We start from the raw sequence: 18,474 nt of genomic DNA, 5'->3' as shown, positions 1-18,474 counted from the left end.
TTACAGTTTAAATTATAGCGATAGGTTAAGGCCGGCGGTTATGGTAATTGGCCGCGGATAGCTTGAGTAATCTAAAGCAGGGCTTAAGGCCGTAGCGTAGGTAGATACCTCAGGATCGTAACCTTTATAACCGGTTAGGGTGATCAGGTTATTGGCAGCCACATAAACCCGCAGCTTTTGAATTTTAGCCCGCGATAACATCTTAGCGGGGAAGGTATAGCCCAGGTTAAAGGTCTTTAGCCTGATGTACGATCCATCCTCTACATACCGGGTTGAATACACCGCGCTGTTTTGGCCTATCCTGGCGATATCGGTATTTTGATTGCTGAACGACCAGCGGTTAGCGTAATCGGCAAAAGCATTTTGCGGACCTAAATTGCTGCGGAAGGTAACCGACCCCCCGGTGAACCAAATACGATTGGCATTGATGATATCGTTACCGTACGACCACTGGAAGAACAGGTTCAGGTCGAAATTTTTGTAGCGCAGGTTATTGCTCCAGCCGCCGGTATGTATGGGGTAGCCATTTCCAATAACCGTTTTATCGTTATCGTTAATAATACCGTCGTTATTAATGTCCCGGTATTTCTCCATACCCGGCACCATTGATGTGCGGCTTTGGGTAGGGCCGTTAAGCGGCAAGCTGGCTTTTAATAAATAGTTACCGTTTGGTGTTTTATCAAAATCGCTTAACTGGTAAAGGCCATCAGATATGTAACCGTAGATCTGCCCCAGCGGGCCGCCAACCTTGGCTATAAAGGCTGGTACTGCGGCAAAGTTGGCATCCCAGTTTACGGTAGTGGTCAAGCCTTCTTCGGTAGGGGTCGACAGCGCGTCGAGCCTGTTCTTATTAAATGAGATATTAAAATTGGTATTGTAGGTAAAGTTTTGGGCCCGCACCACATCTCCACCCAGCGATATTTCTATCCCCCGGTTACTTAAGGCGGCGATATTCCTCACTGCTGACGTATAGCCTGTGTTTGGCGCCAATGGTGTGCGGTAAAGCAGGTCCTTTACCTTATCGTTATAATACTCTACCGTTAAATTAAAGCGATCTTTCAAAAAGCCCAGGTCGATAGCGATGTTTTGCTTGGTATCGGTCTCCCATTTCAAATCGGGGTTAGGCAGTGTGCCGGTTACCCCGTTAAAGCCAACCAGGCCGCCGTTCAGGTACAACTGGCTGGTGAAATTAAGGTTGGCCACATAATCAAAATCGCCTACACGGTTGTTACCTGCCGCACCGTAGCTGGCACGGATATTAGCATCGGAAATGATGGATTGCTTTTTGAAAAATTCCTCCTCGCTGATCTTCCATTTCACGGCGGCCGACGGGAAGTAGCCCCAACGGTTATTCTGGAACTTAGAGCTGCCGTCTGCACGGAAGGTACCGCTTACATAGTATTTACCGGCATAGTTATAAGATACGCTGCTGAAGCCTGAGGTAAGGGTATTGTACGATATTTTGGCAACCGCGCCGCTCTGTTGGATGATCCCCACATCCAAACCGCTCAGGCCCAAACGCTCGTCGGGAATAAAGTTCGAACTCATCCCGTACGATTTATAGTTGGTGCGCTGCAGGTCTGAACCCAGTAACACATTCAGGTGATGGTTCCGGCCAAACACCGCGTCGTACTGCAGCAAGTTGGTATTGCTGTAAACATCTATAGTGCCATTTAAAACCGATCCGTTAACCCCGATGGTGCTGTATTGGCCGCCACCCCTGGTTTTGGTATTATTAAATGCCTCGGTACGCTGATCGGTTGAGTTGATGGACCCCTGGATGTGCAGCTTCAGATTTTTTAATATGTAATAATCTGCATACATATTACCAAACAGGTTTTTATTAATTTTATTCCTTAACTCGTTGGTATAGGATATGATCGGGTTCATGCGGGCATCTGTCGGGTAGCTGTTGTCGGGGTCGTACAGCAGGTCTTCCAGCGGTGCATCATCAAAGGCCGGCCCCGGTATTGGGCGATAGGTAAAAGCGCTGAAAAATAGCGACGATGTTAAACCCGGCGACGGGTCGCCACCTGTGGTCATATACCGGCTGTACGACATCGAGCCGCCAACCTTAGCCTTGGTGCCGATCTTTTGATCTAAAGAGAACTTACCCTGGTACCGGGTGTAATCAGACGCGATAATGATACCGGTTTGATTAATGTAGTTACCCGAAAACGCGTAGTTGGCATTATCGTTACCGCCCGAGATCATGATAGAATGGTTTTGCGACTTGCCTGTCCGCAGCAACATATCCTGCCAGTCGGTGCCTTTAACATTACGATAATCCTCCAGTGTGCGGCCGTTGGATAAATATGGGTTGGCCGTTGGAAATTGGTCTTGCGCCAGGCGTACAAACTCGTAAGGGCTTAACAATTTATAATATTTGTAGGGCTGGTTGATACCATAGTAGCCGTTATAATCAATCCTCGACGGCCCTTTTTGTCCTCGTTTGGTGGTAATAACTACTACGCCATTACCCCCGCGCGAGCCGTATATGGCCGTAGCCGAAGCATCTTTAAGTATGGATATGCTTTCGATATTGGCCGGATCTATCATATTATTATCAGGGCTTTCGATAGGCACACCGTCAATCACATATAAAGGCGAACTATCCTGCGTGAGCGAGCCTAAACCACGTACGATAATAGTAGGGGACGAACCAGGCTTGCCATCGGGCGATATTACCTGCACGCCTGTAACACGGCCGGCCAATGCATCGGCAAATGATTGTACCGGGGCTTTTTGCAGATCGTTCATGTTTACGGTGGAAATGGAACCGGTAAGGTCTTTACGGGCAGTACCGGTATAACCGGTGATGATCACCTCGTTTAGCCCGGTTTGGTTTTCCTCCATCGTAACCGGGATAATATCACGGCCATTAATGGATACCTCCTGCGTTTTGTAGCCGATAAAACTAAACACTAAAGTTTTGTAAGTTGCCGCCGAGCGGATAGAGAACGCGCCGTTGGCATCGGTAATGGCGCCTACCTGCGGGGCTTCTTTTACCTTTACACTTACACCCGGCAGGGTGTTCCCATTAGGGTCTTTAACTGTACCCCTGATGAGGGATTGCGAAAAAGCAGTAAGCGTGAAAAGTAAAATTATCGACGATAGCAGGCCTCTCTTATACTTGTAAAATTGGAGCATATGATCTTTATTTTATTTGTGAAATAGTATTGGTATATCATAAATTTCAGGGCAAAGCAATTCCAGCCCTGCAACAGGGTGTTATTTTTTTACCAGCACGAAATCAGTGTATTATTTATTATTAGTTTCACCCAAATTTAATTGTTGCGTAAAGGGCTTTCTACTACTATTAATTTGATTTATGATACTATCTTTCGACCAGTGGGCTAAAGGCCTGATATTATTTTATTTATCGATGGATAATCTGGTTGTAGTTCGTTTTTAACCACGGAGATTCCTGGTTAAATCCCAATACCTAAACAAAAACGGGCCCGGAAAAACTCCCGGACCCGTCAAACCAATTTATTAAACCAAATAAACTAACGTATGTGTATTATTTTAACCAGCCCTGCCTGTCCCAGCCGGGCAGGTCAAGAAATGCCGGATCGGGATAAACCAGTTGTTTAGCTTTTGAAAGTTCGGCCTCATTCAACAACCTGCCGCTAACCGATCTGATGGCCGCGTCCAAATATTCAGAGCGGTCTATACCTACCAAAACAGATGAAACCTCATTAAATGATAAGGCGAATTTTGTGGCCAGGGTTGATATCCCGGCAATATCATCGCTTAATAATTCCCTGTACTCATTGATATGCCGTTCCACATTACTTAAAGCCGGATGCAGATTGCGGCCCTTATCGCTCAGCAAGCCTTTTAACAATACCGACCGTACAACAATACCAGTGCCTTGTTCCTGCGCATGTTTAAAATTGGCCGCCTGTTGCTGGTCCATCAGGTTAAAGGCCAGTTGTATCACATCCCAACCCTTATCAATGGCGCGCGCGGTTTCTGTAGCCGTATAGGTGGATGCTCCCGTCACCCTGATCTTTCCTGATCGCTTTAATCCGGCGAAAACTTTCCGCACGTCATCATTATCCAGTATCGCCAGATCGGCCTGGTGCAGCATGAAAACATCCACATAGTCGGTTTTCAGGAAGCCGAGGCTTTCATGCAACGATGATTCTATAATATCCTTTAGCGTTTGATAACCGGGCAGGCTGCCATCGGCATTTTTAAAATGTTTGCATTTGGTGGCCAGCACTATTTTATCTCGCCTGTCGTAAAAGGCCTGGCCCATAATGGCCTCACTTTCGCCGTACAGGCGGGCGGTATCGAAAAAATTGATGCCTTTGTCGGCAGCTTCGTGCAGCAGGTCGATGGCTTCTTCTGTCGACAGCATATCTTCTTTCCCGTTGACACCGATACCATAAGGCATGCCAATCTCTACACCGCCAAAAGCCACTTCCGACACCTGTATCCCCGTATTGCCTAATGCCCGCTTCTTCATGCTCTATTAATAAGGCTTACCTGGGTTGATGGCTGAACTGGCTACCCTTTGCGCTACCGATTTACCAAACCTATCGACCAGGTTATTGCAGTAAGCGCTTAGTCCTACCACATCGGCACCTACGTTTACAAACTTATAACCCATTTCAAGGAAGCTATCCAGGCTATCGATACCGCCGGATGTGGCGGCATATTTACCGTATTTATTGGCCACCTCGGCCACCAGTTTGCGGGCCTCAATTAATCGCGGGTGGTTCCATTCGCCGGGGGCGCCAATACCCTGGCTAAAATCACCGGGGCCGAAGAACAACATATCCACGCCATCAAGCGCGGCAATAGCTTCAATATCGGGCAGCACTTCGGGGTCTTCTATTTGCAGTACTACAAATTTTTGCTCGTTCGAATCCTTCAGATAATCCTGAAAATCCATATTGGTGAAGGCGCCATCGGCACTGCCGCCATCTATAGCCCGGCGACCGATGGGATGGAATTTGGTCATCTGCACCACCTGCTTAGCCTCCTCCAAATTCATGATATGTGGCACCAGGATCCCGGCCGCGTCCATCTCCAGCGGTTTTACATAACCGCTATAACTGCCGCGCGGTACGCGCACCATCACATCCACATTGCGCGATTTAGCCGCCCATATCTGCGAGTTCAGCACCGACCAATCCTGCGCCAAATGTTCCTGATCTATCCAAAGGCAATCGAAGCCGCAGATGGCTGCTATTTCGGCGGCCTGACCATCGCCTAAATTTACTTTTAAACAGCTTGCGGCACCGCCGGCCTTTAGTTTTGCCAGTACGCGGCTTTCTCTCATTTTCATGCTATATGGGTATATTTTAGTTCTTCCTGCTATTAATTTTCAATATGGCAAAAGCCGCGGCAGCACGCAGATCAGCGCCCTCGTCCGATGCCGGGTCGTATATCCCCGCGCTGTCCTTATCGGCCAGCATGCCTATTAACAAATCTAAATGCTTTCTCGTTCCCCGCTCCGCCAGCGCCTGGGCCAGTTCGGTACGTACGCCCACGCTGTAATGGCTGATATCGGTAGTGATCAGCGCGTCTACCTGGTCAAGCTTTTCCTTGCTTACACCTGCCGGAGCCGTTACCAGCGCTGTGGCTAAAAAGGTTACGTATAGCTCGTCTGTCTTTTTCATGGCCAGCGCGGCCTCATCCAAACGCTTCCATTGTTTTAAAGTTAGCCCTTGTTCCTTGCGCAACACATAAGCGCTGATGCGCCGGATGATGATATTTGTATCAGTTAAAGCCATATTCAACAGCTTTTCGCGGTTGGCATCCATCCTTGTTTTAGATCCATACGAATTGGCCCATAAGGCATAAGTGGCCAGGTTACGGTCATCAGCCACCAGTGTTTTCGCCGTTTCCTGCGGGAACAGTTTAGTAACCGGCTGTTGCAATTTGGCCAGTGTTTCGGTAGCATGGGTACGGTCGGGGCCGTTCATATCCTTGTAAGCGGCGTAGATATTATTCAGCCATTTCTTTTTCTGAGCCGCGTTGCTTTCTGCCTGGGCCAGTACCCGCCATATTACAATGCGGTATTTAGGCTCGGTATGATATTGGGCATCCTCCTGCAAAAAGGCTTTCAGGGGCGCTTGCGGGTGCCCTGTCCAGATCAGGTATTCGGCCGCATGTACCTTGATAAATTTCTGGCGATGGGTTAATGTCAGGTTCAGCTCATCTAAAGCTTTTTTATTTTGCGCGGCAGTAGTTTGTGTTGCTGGCGGATTAGTCATGGTGAAAATAAAGGTTAGCAGGTACAACAGCATGTGGTTATTTTTTTTGAGCGTTCTCTAAATTCTTCTTCACCATAAATAAGATCAGGGCGCAAACGATCATGCTGAACGATGCGATACGGAAAAGCAGCGCCATGTTTACATGCGCGTCGCGCAGGGCGCCACTGGCGTAAATACCCAAACCGCCCACAATGCAGGCAAACATATTAAGCACACCATAACCAGTGGCGATGTAACGCTTATCGGCCACCATGCACAGCACGGGCATCAGGTTGGTATCGGTAAACACCCGGGTGAACGCATAGGTAATAAAACCGGCCAAAGCGATATACACCACATCGGTATTGCTGGCCATAAACACAGCAGGCGCCGCTATGCACAGGCCAATAATAGGCACCAGGATGCGGGCCTTATTATTCCTTTTACTCCATCTGTCGGCAATAAAGCCGCCGAAGATCACGCCTGCCATACTGAGCGGGTACATATAACCGGTTGCGAACAGGCCGGCCTTAGTTTGCGATAAATTAAAATGCTCCTTATAATAAGTAGGCAGCCAGCCCAATATCATCCATCCTACAATGCCCAGGCATCCCCAAAATATCAGCAGCATAATGAATGTGGGCTTGCTGAACAGGTCTTTTATCGCCTCGGTGAATTTCGGTTTGCCGGCGGGTTCTTCAACCGAAGTTGTATCTGTCGGGTTCCCCGCATCCCGCAGGAAGAAGAACAGCACAATTGAATAAACAATGCCCACACCACCAAAAGCGGCGAAGGCTGTATTCCAATGGTAATCTTCAGCGATCCATCCGCCCAGAAAGCCAAGACTTTGACCGATCATCACCCCCGCCAAATGTATGCCGATGGCCAGCGAACGGGTGCTGCCTTTATGGTAATCGGCAATTAGGGCCAATGCGGCGGGCAGGTAGCAGGCCTCGCTCACCCCCATCAGGGCGCGACTAACCAGCAATCCCTGGAAACTGGTAGCACTGGCGGTTAACAATGTTACTCCCGACCAGATAAACAAACTCGTCACAATTACCCGGCTGCGGCTAAACCGATCCGCAAGGAAGCCGGCCACCGGACTTAAAATCCCATACACCCATAAGAAGACCGAGGTGAGCAAACCAAATTGCGCGTCGGTCATGGGTATCGACTGTACAATGGATTCACGCATTGTGGTGATCATGATACGGTCCAGGTAGTTGAGGCAGCCTACCACGCAAAGTAAACCCACCACCAGCCAGGCCCTAAAGGGCATTGCAGGGTTTCGCGGTGTGCTTACGTTAGTTAAGGATGCGTCCATTGGGTTTTAAGGGATAATTGTTATTTCAAATGTATCTTTTGCCCGCATTAATTGATACTACTTTATTTTACAATAGTGATACTATTTTCAATCGGCACATTAAAAATAGCCTATTTAGGCGTTACATGGCGCCATGAGCCCGTTAATTTGTATCAATTTATTGGATAGGTTACAATGCATTAGTCAGTCAAGTTGGTAATTCTATGCCCCAGAGGGGCATGGAAATAATGCGGACGTCAGGCAGATTATTGTAGATATTTATACCTCCGCGGCCCGCTCTTCCTGTAACTTCTGCTGGTAAGCTTTCTTAGCTTCCACATCCTCCCGCGCAGATTCGCCAAAATAGATCAGCCCTAAAGCCTTACGGTTTCTATCAGCCGTGGTATTGCCACCGGCGCGGTGTATGGTAAGCGAATGGTGCACCAGCAGATCGCCCGGTTTTGCGGGAAATGCGACTTCGTTTTGCAGGTCATCATCAGTGCCAAAATCAACTATCCCCTGCGAAAAGCCTAAGGTTTTGGTGCGGCCATGCGGGCGCATGCCCTTCAGGTGCGAGCCTTTTACATATTTCACGCAGCCGTTCTCTTCGTCGGCAGGTTCAAGGGCCATCCACATGGTTACGGCTACCGATGGGTCTAACATAAAATAATAACCGTCCTGGTGGGCCGGCGTAGGCTTGCCGATCATCGGTGGCTTGTTAAAATACTCCAGGTTTTTACCGATCACCTTATCTTCTAATAAAAATTCGGCCAGTTCCTTAAACTTGCTATCAGTTAACACCTGCTGAAAAAAGGCATCATGCGCGTGGATATCCATCACCTGCTTTAGGGTTGCGGGGTTGCTTTTATCTTCATAAAAAACACGGTTATCGGGCATGTTGGGCACTACTTCATCAATCACCCGGTTAAAATTTTGGCTGATGGCCGCCACTTCATCCGCACTTAAAAAGCCGGGGATGAACACATAACCGTCTTCGGCAAATTCGGTTTTAATGGTCTCTTTACTTTTCATAGCTATTTCAGATAATTACCTTTTTTTAATATCCCGGCCCATTTAAAATACCCCAGTTCGTTAAGGTGCAGGCCGTCGAAGGTTAGCTTCGGGTCCAGTTTGCCATCGTTACCTAAAAAGTTGGGGTACAGGTCTATCAGGGTTACCTTTTCGGCAGCCGTTAATTCCTTCAGTTTGGCATTTACATTTACAATATGCTGCGTTTTACCGATGAGTGGTGTATAAGTATCGTTAACCGGCAGCAACGTGTGGAAATATATTTTGGTAGATGGTGAGCCGGCCCTGATACGGGTAATCATGCGGCGATAGTTATTTACCACCAGATCTTCGGGCGCGTTGCGGGTGATATCGTTAATACCGATCAGGATAAATATTTTGGCGGGGTGGCCGTCTATCACATCCTGCAAACGGTCTAAAAGCCCAAAGGTAATGTCGCCGGGGATGCCGCGGTTTTTGGCGGTTTTAAGTCCCAGCAATTCGTTCCAGTCGGTATAGGTCATGATGCTGTTGCCCAGGAAAATGATATCACTGGTTGATTTGGGGAAGCTTTTAAATTGCCCCACCTTGCCGGCGTAAATAGGCGGGCGGTAGGTGCTATCAAACGGTGCATTGTTTTGCGCATCGGCTAACAACGGGGCCAAACCAACGCAGGCTGTTAAAAGGATCATCTTTAATATCTTCATATTATTTTTTCAATTGCTTTTCAAGCCATGGCCAGCTGATCTTATAAAAATCGAGACAGGTGGTATGCGCCAACCCGGGGTATACCTTCAGTTGCTTTTTAGTTTTCAGCTTGTCGTAAACCGATTGCACGGTAACCAGCGGACAAGTGGTATCCTTGCCACCGGCGCTCATCAGCACGGGGCAATGCAGGTTTTCAACCAGATAATAGGGGTCAAAGTAATCAAGCGTTTTCAGGTAGGTATCTGCCTTATCCTTATGTTTATCCAGCACGGTTTTAACTAATGATGGCATGGTGGCGGCCAGCCGCATATTGCACAAAAACGGCACATGCGCCACCACGGCCTTTACCCGGTCATCCAGCGAGGCTATGGCCAAACAGGTGCCCGCGCCCTGACTGGTAGACATCATTACCACACGGTTATGATCCAGATCGGCACGGGTCATTACAAAATCAATGGCGCGCATCATATCGGCGTAGGCGCCCTGGTAATAAAAACCGTCGGGTTGCTCACCGTGCGATGTAAGCTTATCACCCTCTATCTTAAAAAATTCGGAAGAGATACCCTGTCCCCGCGGGTATACCTGCAAAACAGCATAGCCACGCAGGCAATCGCCCAGCATAATGCCCTGTCCGGCGCCAATGCCATAGCCGCAGGTAGTTATAATAACCGGCCATGCTTTGGCAGGCGCTTCGCCCTGAACGGGGATGGAAAGCATGGCGTAAAACTGCACGCCGTTAAGCCCGCGCAAGGTTACTTTATAAGCATGATAGGGCAATGATTCCGGGCTGGGTGTTACTACCGCATCCATGGGTACGGTGGCCAGTTGTTGTTTGGTGCTGGCCCAAAATTCGGAAATGCGTTTGGATAAAGAATCAGCAGGCGCGGCTATTGTACTTTCGCACAGGCAAAAGATGGCGATAAACGCGATGGCAGCAAAAGCGGTTTTCCTCATGCGCTTTTTAGGTTAATTGATATCCAAATCAAATTTATGGTTATCAATAACCCCGTCCCTCTACGTTTATATGCTATGCTGATACTATTTTATGCGAAGTGAGCCAATCCGCCGTTGGCATGGTAAACTTAAAGCAGGTACCCTTTCCCGGTTCGCTTTCTATGGCTATGCGGCCGCCGTGCTGTACCACAAAATCCTTAACCAGCATCAGGCCTAAACCGGTGCCTTTTTCCTGGTTGGTACCCAGCAGCGAGGCCGAGGTTGTTGGCCCCAGCAATATTTCACTGCTTTCCTTCGACATGCCCACACCAAAATCCTGCACGCATATTTCCACCATGTTATCTGAGACCTGCGCTGAGATGCACACCGGCTTGCCGCCAAATGGGGTAAACTTAATGGCGTTGGTTACCAGGTTTTGCAGGATGGAGCGCAGCATCAGCGCGTCGGCATGCACGTAAATAGCTTCACCGGTATTATTATCAAGGCCTATCTCTTTTTGCGCCGCGTTTACTTTCAGCAGCTCCAATGCTTCGTTCACGCTTTGCAGCAGGTGCAACTTTTCGGGTTGAAACTTCGCCTTTTCACGCTGGTTTTTGGCCCATTCTACCAGTTCGTTTAGCTGGGCCAATATTTTTTGCGATGTGCGGTTAATAATGCCCGCAAACATCTTGATCTGATCGGGCTGCATCTTTTCCGCGTCGCGCTGCAGGTTATCGGCAGAGCCCAATAAGGCGGTGAGCGGGTTGCGCAGATCGTGCGAGATGACCGACAGGAACTTGTCCTTAGAAAGGTTGAGCGCCTGCAATTCGTGGTTCAGGTTCTCCAGTTCAAGTGTGCGCTCTAATACCCGTTGCTCCAACCCGCGGTTCAGTTCTACCAGTTCGGCGTTAATTACCTGCAGCTTTTCCTCCTGCTGGCGCAATTGCTGGTTTTTAATGTACAGCTCGGTAAACACAGCCACTTTAGATCGCAGTATCTCGGGATTGAATGGCTTGCGGATAAAATCGACCGCGCCGGCCTGGTAGCCTTTAAATATGGCGGCCTCTTCGTAATCATGCGCGGTGATGAAGATAATGGGGATATGCTTCAGCTTATCGCGCTGATAGATCAGTTCGGCGGTTTCGTAGCCATCCATTATGGGCATCTTCACGTCTAACAGGATCAGCGAAAAATCCTCCTCCTTCAGCAAAATACGCAGCGCGTCGCGACCTGAAGTGGCCCGGTGAAACTCGTACTTCCCCGCATCCAGCGAAACCTCTATCGAGAGGAGGTTATTCTCATTATCGTCAACCAACAGTATCTTAACAGCCATCCTATTTTATTTGATCAGCCAAACCCGCATCAGCGATAACAACTGATCGGTTTTCACCGGCTTGGTAATATAATCCGAAGCGCCCGAAGCAATACATTTCTGCCGGTCGCCTATCATGGCCTTGGCGGTTACCGCGATGATCGGCAGGCTTTTATGTTTTGCTTCCTTGCGGATGATCTGGATGGTTTCGTAACCGTCCATTTCGGGCATCATAATATCCATCAGCACAATATCAATACTTTTGTCATTGTTCAGTATTTCCAGCGCCTCGCGACCGCTTTCCGCGGTGATGGCCTCTATTTTGGAGCGTTCAAAAACCGCCGTCAGGGCAAACAGGTTACGCACGTCGTCGTCAACCACCAGCACTTTTTTACCGTCCAGCACATCGCCATTATCGCGGATGCTGTCTATCAGTTTCAGTTTGCTTTCGCTGATATACCTGCGGTCGATATGCAGCAGCACCAGTATTTCTTCCAGTAACTGGATGTGCGATGACGGCGTTTTAGTGATGATCTTATGGTTAAGGCGCTTCAGCTGGATCAGCTCGTCCTGCGTAAAGTCGCGGGCCGAGTGCAGCAGGATGGTAGTTTGCGGGTGCTTCAGCAGGTTGATCTTGTTCAACAGTTCAATACCGTTGGCATCGGGCAAAACATAATCAAGGATAATGCAATCAAACAATTCCTTCTTCAGTACCGAAAGGGCTTTTTTGGCCGTGGTGGCGCTGAACACCTCCACACGGTCGTTAGTGATGAGTTCGGTAAGCCTTTGCAGTTCGGTCTCATTATCTTCTATCACCAGTACACGCTTTTTGGCGTGCATGTGGAAATTGACAATGCCGGTGATCAGGTCATCAAGCGAGGCGTTTGATAATGGCTTCAGACTGAACGAACGCGCGCCAAATTTAAGGGCCATTATCTTATTATCTTCGCCCGATATGACATGGACTGGAATATGCCGCAGGCTGGTATCCATTTTCAGCAGCTTCAGCAACTTCCACCCGTTCGATTCGGGCATGTTCACATCAAGCGTGATGGCAACAGGGTTGTATTTAATGATGTTATCAAATATTTCAAGATAGGTGATGGCCACCACCACCTTCAGGCCAAAATTGTGCGCCTTGTCTATCAGTATCTTGGTGAAGCGCAGGTCGTCTTCCACCACCAGCAGTACCTTATCTTCGGCGGTAATGTTATGGCGGTCATCATCTATCACCATCGCTACCGAATCGGCCATGCTCGATCGCAGGTGCGGTACCGGGTTTGGTTCTTTTACCTTCACCGGCGCTGCCTTTTCTTCCTGGTATTTTAGTGGCAGGTACAGGGTAAAGGTACTGCCCTTGCCCAGTTCGCTGCCCACGGTAATGGTACCGCCCAACAATTCGGCAAAACCCTTGCTGATGGAAAGACCCAAACCGGTACCACCATACTTACGGCTGGTAGAACCTTCGGCCTGTTGAAAAGCCTCGAAAATGATGCCCTGGGTGTTTTTGGAGATACCGATGCCCGAATCTTCGATAGAGAACGCGATAACCGAATCGTGCTCCAGCGGGTTCTCCTGGCCCGGGCGGAAGATATGCAGTTTCACGCGGCCTTTTTCGGTAAACTTAAAGGCGTTGGATAGCAGGTTCTTCAAGATCTGGTTCAGGCGCTGCATGTCCGTCTCCATCATTTCGGGCAGGGTTTCTTCTACCTCTATCTCAAACTTCAGGTTTTTGGCTTCGGATATCGGCCTGAAGGTCGATTCGGCAAAACCGGTGATCTCCTTAAAGCTAACCGGCATCACATCGGCCGCGATAACGCCCGATTCGATCTTCGACAGGTCGAGGATATCGTTGATCAGCTGGATCAGGTCATCCCCGCACGAGTGGATGGTTTTAGCAAACATGCGCTGCTTTTCGGTCAGGTTGCCCTCGGGGTTTTCGAAGAGCTGCTGGGCCAGTATCAGCAAGCTGTTAAGCGGTGTACGCAACTCGTGCGACATATTGGCCAAAAACTCCGATTTATATTTCGATGTCAGCGTCAGCTGTTCGGCCTTTTCTTCCAGCGAGCGGCCTTTATCGTGCAGCTCATCATTTGCCCTTCTCAACTCCTCCTGTTGTGCCGAAAGCTCGCCGGCCAGCGATTGCGACTGGCTCAGCAGTTCTTCGGTACGGGTATTGGTTTCGATGTTGTTTAGTACGATACCGATACTTTCGGTCAACTGATCGAGGAAGTCGATATGCGTATCGCTAAAATTCTCGAACGAAGCCAGCTCAATTACTGCCTTCACATTATTTTCGAACAGTACGGGCAGTATCACCAAATCGATAGGCGCGGCCTGCCCTATGCCCGAATTGATCTGCAAATATTCGTTTGGTACATTGGCCAGCCTGATGCGTTCCTTATCGGTGGCGCACTGCCCTACCAGGCCCTCGCTCAGCGAAAATTCCTGGTCTATCAGCTTGCGGCTTTTTTGGGCATAACCGGCGAATAGTTTTAGTTTTGGTTCGTCGGCACCTTCGCGTTGTTCTAAAATATAGAACGCGCCGTAACGGGCGTTCACCAGTTCGGCCAGTTCTGATAAAACCTTGTTGGCCACCGCATTCCTGTCGCGCTGGCCCTGCAGCATTTGGGCAAATTTGGCTAAGTTAGATTTTAGCCAGTCCTGCTCGTGGTTACGCAGCGTGGTGCCTTTCAGGTTAGCGATCATCTGGTTAATGGTATCCTTCAAGGCTTCCAGCTCGCCCTTGGCTTCCACGCGGATGGTACGGGTTAAGTCGCCCTTGGTTACCGCCGATGCCACTTCGGATATGGAGCGCACCTGCACCGTTAAGTTTTGTGCCAGCTGGTTCACGTTCTCCGTTAAATCCTTCCAGGTACCGGATGCGCCCGGCACACTGGCCTGCCCGCCTAAGCGGCCCTGCACACCCACCTCACGCGCCACCGTGGTTACCTCATCGGCAAATACGGCCAGGGTATCTATCATCTCGTTAATGGTATCGGTTAATTGCGCCACCTCACCCAATGCGTTGATGGATAAGCGCTGCTTCAGGTTGCCTTTGGCAATGCCGGTAGCCACTTTGGCAATACCACGGATCTGCCCGGTAAGATTTGATGCCATTTGGTTTACCGAGTCGGTCAAATCCTTCCAGGTACCGCCCACGCCTTTTACGTGCGCCTGGCCCCCCAGCTTACCCTCGGTACCCACCTCACGCGCAACACGCGTTACTTCGGACGCGAAGGAGTTCAGCTGATCCACCATCGTATTGATGGTGTTCTTCAGGTCCATGATCTCACCCTTCACGTCGATAATTACTGTTTTGGATAAGTCGCCGCTGGCCACCGCCTTGGTTACCTCGGCAATGTTACGCACCTGCGATGTTAAGTTTGATGACATCTGGTTTACCGAGTCGGTCAAATCCTTCCAGGTACCCGCAACGCCCGGCACAAAGGCCTGGCCGCCCAGGTTACCGTCGGTACCCACCTCACGGGCCACACGCGTTACTTCCGACGCGAAGCCGCGCAGCTGGTCTACCATGGTATTAATGGTTTCCTTCAGCTGCAAGATCTCTCCCCTAACGTCAACCGTGATCTTTTTAGATAAGTCGCCGTTAGCTATCGCGATGGATACATCGGCTATATTACGTAACTGCGCGGTAAGGTTACCGGCCATTTTATTTACCGAGTCGGTTAAATCTTTCCAGGTACCATCCACACCCGGCACATTGGCCTGGCCGCCTAATTGCCCTTCCGAACCCACCTCACGCGCCACACGGGTTACTTCGGATGCGAAACCGCGAAGCTGATCTACCATGGTATTAATGGTATCCTTAAGTTCCAATAACTCGCCTTTGGCGTTTACGGTGATCTTGCGGGAAAGGTCGCCTTTGGCCACCGCCGTGGTTACCTCGGCAATGTTACGCACCTGCGATGTCAGGTTGTCCGCCATTTTATTTACCGAGTCGGTTAAATCCTTCCAGGTACCGCCTACACCGGGCACATTGGCCTGGCCACCCAGCTGCCCTTCGGAACCTACCTCACGCGCCACACGCGTTACTTCCGACCCGAAAGAGTTCAACTGATCCACCATCGTATTGATTGTTACCTTCAGTTCCAGCATTTCGCCCTGCACGTCAACCGTTATCTTTTTAGATAAGTCGCCCTTGGCCACGGCCGTGGTTACCTCGGCAATGTTACGCACCTGCCCGGTTAAGTTACCCGCCATCTGGTTTACCGAGTCGGTTAAGTCCTTCCAGGTACCGCCAATGCCCGGCACGTTGGCCTGGCCACCCAACTGCCCTTCCGAACCTACCTCACGCGCCACACGCGTCACTTCAGATGAGAACGAGTTCAGCTGATCCACCATGGTGTTGATGGTATTCTTCAATTCCAATAACTCACCCTTGGCATCCACGGTGATCTTCCGGGAAAGGTCGCCTTTGGCCACCGCCGTAGTTACACCGGCTATATTACGCACCTGGTCGGTAAGGTTGCTTCCCATCTGGTTTACCGAGTCGGTCAGATCTTTCCAAACCCCGCCGACGCCTTTCACACGCGCCTGCCCGCCCAGTTTACCTTCGGTACCTACTTCCAGTGCCACACGGGTTACTTCGGACGCGAAGGAATTCAGCTGATCCACCATCGTATTGATGGTCTTCTTTAGTTCCAGCATTTCGCCCTTTACGTCCACGGTGATCTTCTTGGAAAGGTCGCCGTTGGCCACCGCCGTGGTTACCCCGGCAATATTACGCACCTGCGATGTCAGGTTGCCGGCCATGCGGTTCACCGAGTCGGTCAAATCCTTCCAGGTACCCGCAACGCCCGGCACTTTAGCCTGGCCGCCCAGCTTACCTTCGGTACCTACTTCCAGCGCCACACGGGTTACTTCGGATGAAAAAGAGTTCAGCTGATCCACCATGGTGTTGATGGTGTTCTTCAGCTCTAATATTTCGCCCTTGGCTTCCACGGTGATCTTCCGGGAAAGGTCGCCCTTGGCCACGGCTGTTGTTACCGCCGCCACGTTACGCACCTGGGCGGTAAGGTTACCGGCCATCTGGTTTACCGAGTCAGTCAGTTCGGCCCATACACCGGCTACACCCTTTATCTTGGCCTGCTCGCCCAGTTTACCTTCCGAACCCACCTGCCGCGCTACCCGCGTTACCTCCATAGAGAAGAGTTGCAGCTTGGCCAGCATCTGGTTCGATTCCTTGGCGATACGCAAAAACTCGCCCTTTAACGGGTGGCCTTTTATTTCTAATGGGATATGTTTGGAAAGGTCGCCGTTGGCTACCGAGTTGATCATACCGGCAATTTCCAGGGTCGGCGTGGTCAGGTCCTCTATCAGGTTATTGAGCGATGTTACGCCACGCGCCCATTCGCCACGCGCATCGGGCAGTTCAATGCGTTTGGCCAGGTGCCCGCGTTTGCCGATGGTTACCTCGGCCGAGGAGATCTCGGCAACGAAGCGCTCGTTCATGTCGATAATATCGTTCAGCACCTCGCATATGCGGCCGTTGATGCCCGCCTGGGTAACCGGCATGCGCGCGTTGAGCCGCCCGTTTTTCACCAGCGATAATACTTTTAATAGTTCCTTCAGATCGAGGGTATCGGTAAGATGCTCGTCTACAATTCCGTTCTTATCTAAAATTTCATCCAAAACGTCGTCTTTCATCGGACAGGTTGATTAATTGTGAACTTAGGATTCAATAACATTTTATAAATGAGACAATAAAAAATATCGCTATCGGCAAAATATTATAACGCAAGGAAAATCATTACTAATATCCTTGTTTTATTGCAAAAGGAGCTGGAAATAATGGCTTTGTATAAAGCAAAATTGGAAAGAATTGTTTTAGATGGGGTGAGATTTTTTTTGTGAAAGAATTCTTTATCGGCGAAGCTGAAACATTCCTTTAAGTTTTAAAACACTGTTGGTTTTGGTATTTCTTATGAATCATATATTTTGATAAGATCAATTATTACCCGAATTTTATTACATGAACATACTCCTCATCATCCTGCTATCCCTTGCGGGTCTCATCGCCCTGCTCTTCCTGCTCTCGCTTTTGATGCCGAAGAAGCATTACGTGAAACGGGAGATCATCATCAACGAGCCTGTGCAAAAGGTGTTCGATTATGTCCGGTTTCTGAAAAACCAGGAGGCATTTAACACCAATGCCATGGCTGATGCAGACCGTAAAAAGGAATTCCGCGGTACCGACGGAACAGTGGGTTATGTTTACGCATGGAGCGGTAATAAGGATGCCGGCGAAGGCGAGAAAGAGATCATGAGTATAGTAGATGGCAAAAGTGTTGAGATGGAGATCCGCTTTGTGAAGCCCATGAAAACCAGCGCCCGCATTTTGATGGAGCTGGAACCATTGGCCGATGATCAGACTAAATTATGGTGGAGTAATGCCGGCGAGCTGGGCTACCCGATAAATATGCTGATCCCCATGATGCAAAAGCATGTGGCTAAGGATATGGACAAGAGTTTAACGAATTTAAAAAACATCCTTGAAGCCGGTACCTTTTGATTTCCTGTTAGACTACCTGCCGGCCAACACCATTGTAAAGCCGGCCATCGGCATGTTCTATATTTATTTCGACGGGAAGATCGTATTCATCTTTCGCCGAACGGCTAAAAATCCACAGCATAACGGCATCTGGATCTCCACAAAAAGAGAGCATCATGCCAGTCTAAAGGAAGAAATACCAGCCATTACCGATTTTGAACTGGACGAGGGCTTTGATACCGCCTGGCTACTGCTCAGTGATCAGCACGATGATTTTGAGGGTGCGGCAATTCAATTATGCGAGCTCGTTTCCCGTAAGGATAAACGCATTGGCAAAATAACCCCTGTCAGCGCCGCGCTCTTTGAGTAAAGCAGCCCTGATATTTAGCCAGCTATCGCCGTACCAACACCGATGTATCTTTATTTTCTATGTAATTTTCTTTCATGCCCACAAAGATCGGGGTAAAATGAGGCCGGGTGGCTT

The 18,474-nt window shown here is 49.4% G+C and carries 12 protein-coding genes; 2 read left to right on the top strand and 10 right to left on the bottom strand.

Annotation, left to right across the window (positions count from 1 at the left end; translation table 11 throughout):
• Window positions 1–12 precede the first annotated feature (12 nt).
• From HQ865_RS23600 to HQ865_RS23555, 10 genes are all read right to left on the bottom strand, one after another.
• Window positions 13–3,150: a SusC/RagA family TonB-linked outer membrane protein gene (locus HQ865_RS23600; protein WP_173417269.1), complete on the bottom strand. Its 3,138-nt coding sequence runs from the start codon at window positions 3,148–3,150 to the stop codon at window positions 13–15.
• A 373-nt stretch (window positions 3,151–3,523) separates the two neighbouring features.
• Window positions 3,524–4,477: an aldo/keto reductase gene (locus HQ865_RS23595; protein WP_173417268.1), complete on the bottom strand. Its 954-nt coding sequence runs from the start codon at window positions 4,475–4,477 to the stop codon at window positions 3,524–3,526.
• 6 nt (window positions 4,478–4,483) lie between these two features.
• Entirely contained in the window at window positions 4,484–5,302 is an 819-nt protein-coding gene (locus HQ865_RS23590) for an HpcH/HpaI aldolase family protein (RefSeq protein WP_173417267.1), read from the bottom strand.
• Window positions 5,303–5,318: 16 nt separating this feature from the next.
• A complete protein-coding gene (locus HQ865_RS23585; protein WP_173417266.1) occupies window positions 5,319–6,266 on the bottom strand; it encodes a hypothetical protein in 948 nt (315 codons plus the stop codon).
• Window positions 6,267–6,270: 4 nt separating this feature from the next.
• Window positions 6,271–7,536, bottom strand: a complete 1,266-nt coding sequence (locus tag HQ865_RS23580; RefSeq protein ID WP_237073561.1) for an MFS transporter — start codon at window positions 7,534–7,536, stop codon at window positions 6,271–6,273.
• A gap of 258 nt (window positions 7,537–7,794) precedes the next feature.
• Window positions 7,795–8,547 carry a phytanoyl-CoA dioxygenase family protein gene (locus HQ865_RS23575; protein ID WP_173417265.1) on the bottom strand — a complete coding sequence of 251 codons (753 nt, stop codon included), beginning with the start codon at window positions 8,545–8,547 and terminating at the stop codon, window positions 7,795–7,797.
• A gap of 2 nt (window positions 8,548–8,549) precedes the next feature.
• Window positions 8,550–9,230, bottom strand: coding sequence for a GDSL-type esterase/lipase family protein (locus tag HQ865_RS23570; RefSeq protein WP_173417264.1), 681 nt, complete (start codon window positions 9,228–9,230; stop codon window positions 8,550–8,552).
• Between the two features lies 1 nt (window position 9,231).
• Window positions 9,232–10,185, bottom strand: coding sequence for an acetylxylan esterase (locus tag HQ865_RS23565; RefSeq protein ID WP_173417263.1), 954 nt, complete (start codon window positions 10,183–10,185; stop codon window positions 9,232–9,234).
• A gap of 73 nt (window positions 10,186–10,258) precedes the next feature.
• Window positions 10,259–11,497, bottom strand: coding sequence for a hybrid sensor histidine kinase/response regulator (locus HQ865_RS23560; protein WP_173417262.1), 1,239 nt, complete (start codon window positions 11,495–11,497; stop codon window positions 10,259–10,261).
• Window positions 11,498–11,503: 6 nt separating this feature from the next.
• The gene (locus HQ865_RS23555) at window positions 11,504–17,146 is read right to left on the bottom strand and encodes a HAMP domain-containing protein (RefSeq protein WP_173417261.1); all 5,643 of its coding nucleotides are present in this window, start codon (window positions 17,144–17,146) and stop codon (window positions 11,504–11,506) included.
• 325 nt (window positions 17,147–17,471) lie between these two features.
• On the opposite strand from HQ865_RS23555, the gene HQ865_RS23550 reads away from it, so the two are divergent.
• Entirely contained in the window at window positions 17,472–18,011 is a 540-nt protein-coding gene (locus HQ865_RS23550; RefSeq protein ID WP_173417260.1) for an SRPBCC family protein, read from the top strand.
• Window positions 17,992–18,360, top strand: a complete 369-nt coding sequence (locus HQ865_RS23545) for a hypothetical protein (protein WP_173417259.1) — start codon at window positions 17,992–17,994, stop codon at window positions 18,358–18,360. Before HQ865_RS23550 ends, HQ865_RS23545 begins: the two co-directional genes overlap by 20 nt.
• Window positions 18,361–18,474 lie beyond the last annotated feature (114 nt).

Origin of the sequence: Mucilaginibacter mali (assembly GCF_013283875.1) — a bacterium.
In the GTDB taxonomy this organism is placed as follows: Bacteria; Bacteroidota; Bacteroidia; order Sphingobacteriales; family Sphingobacteriaceae; genus Mucilaginibacter; species Mucilaginibacter mali.
This window is presented reverse-complemented; position numbering and strand designations above follow the sequence as displayed.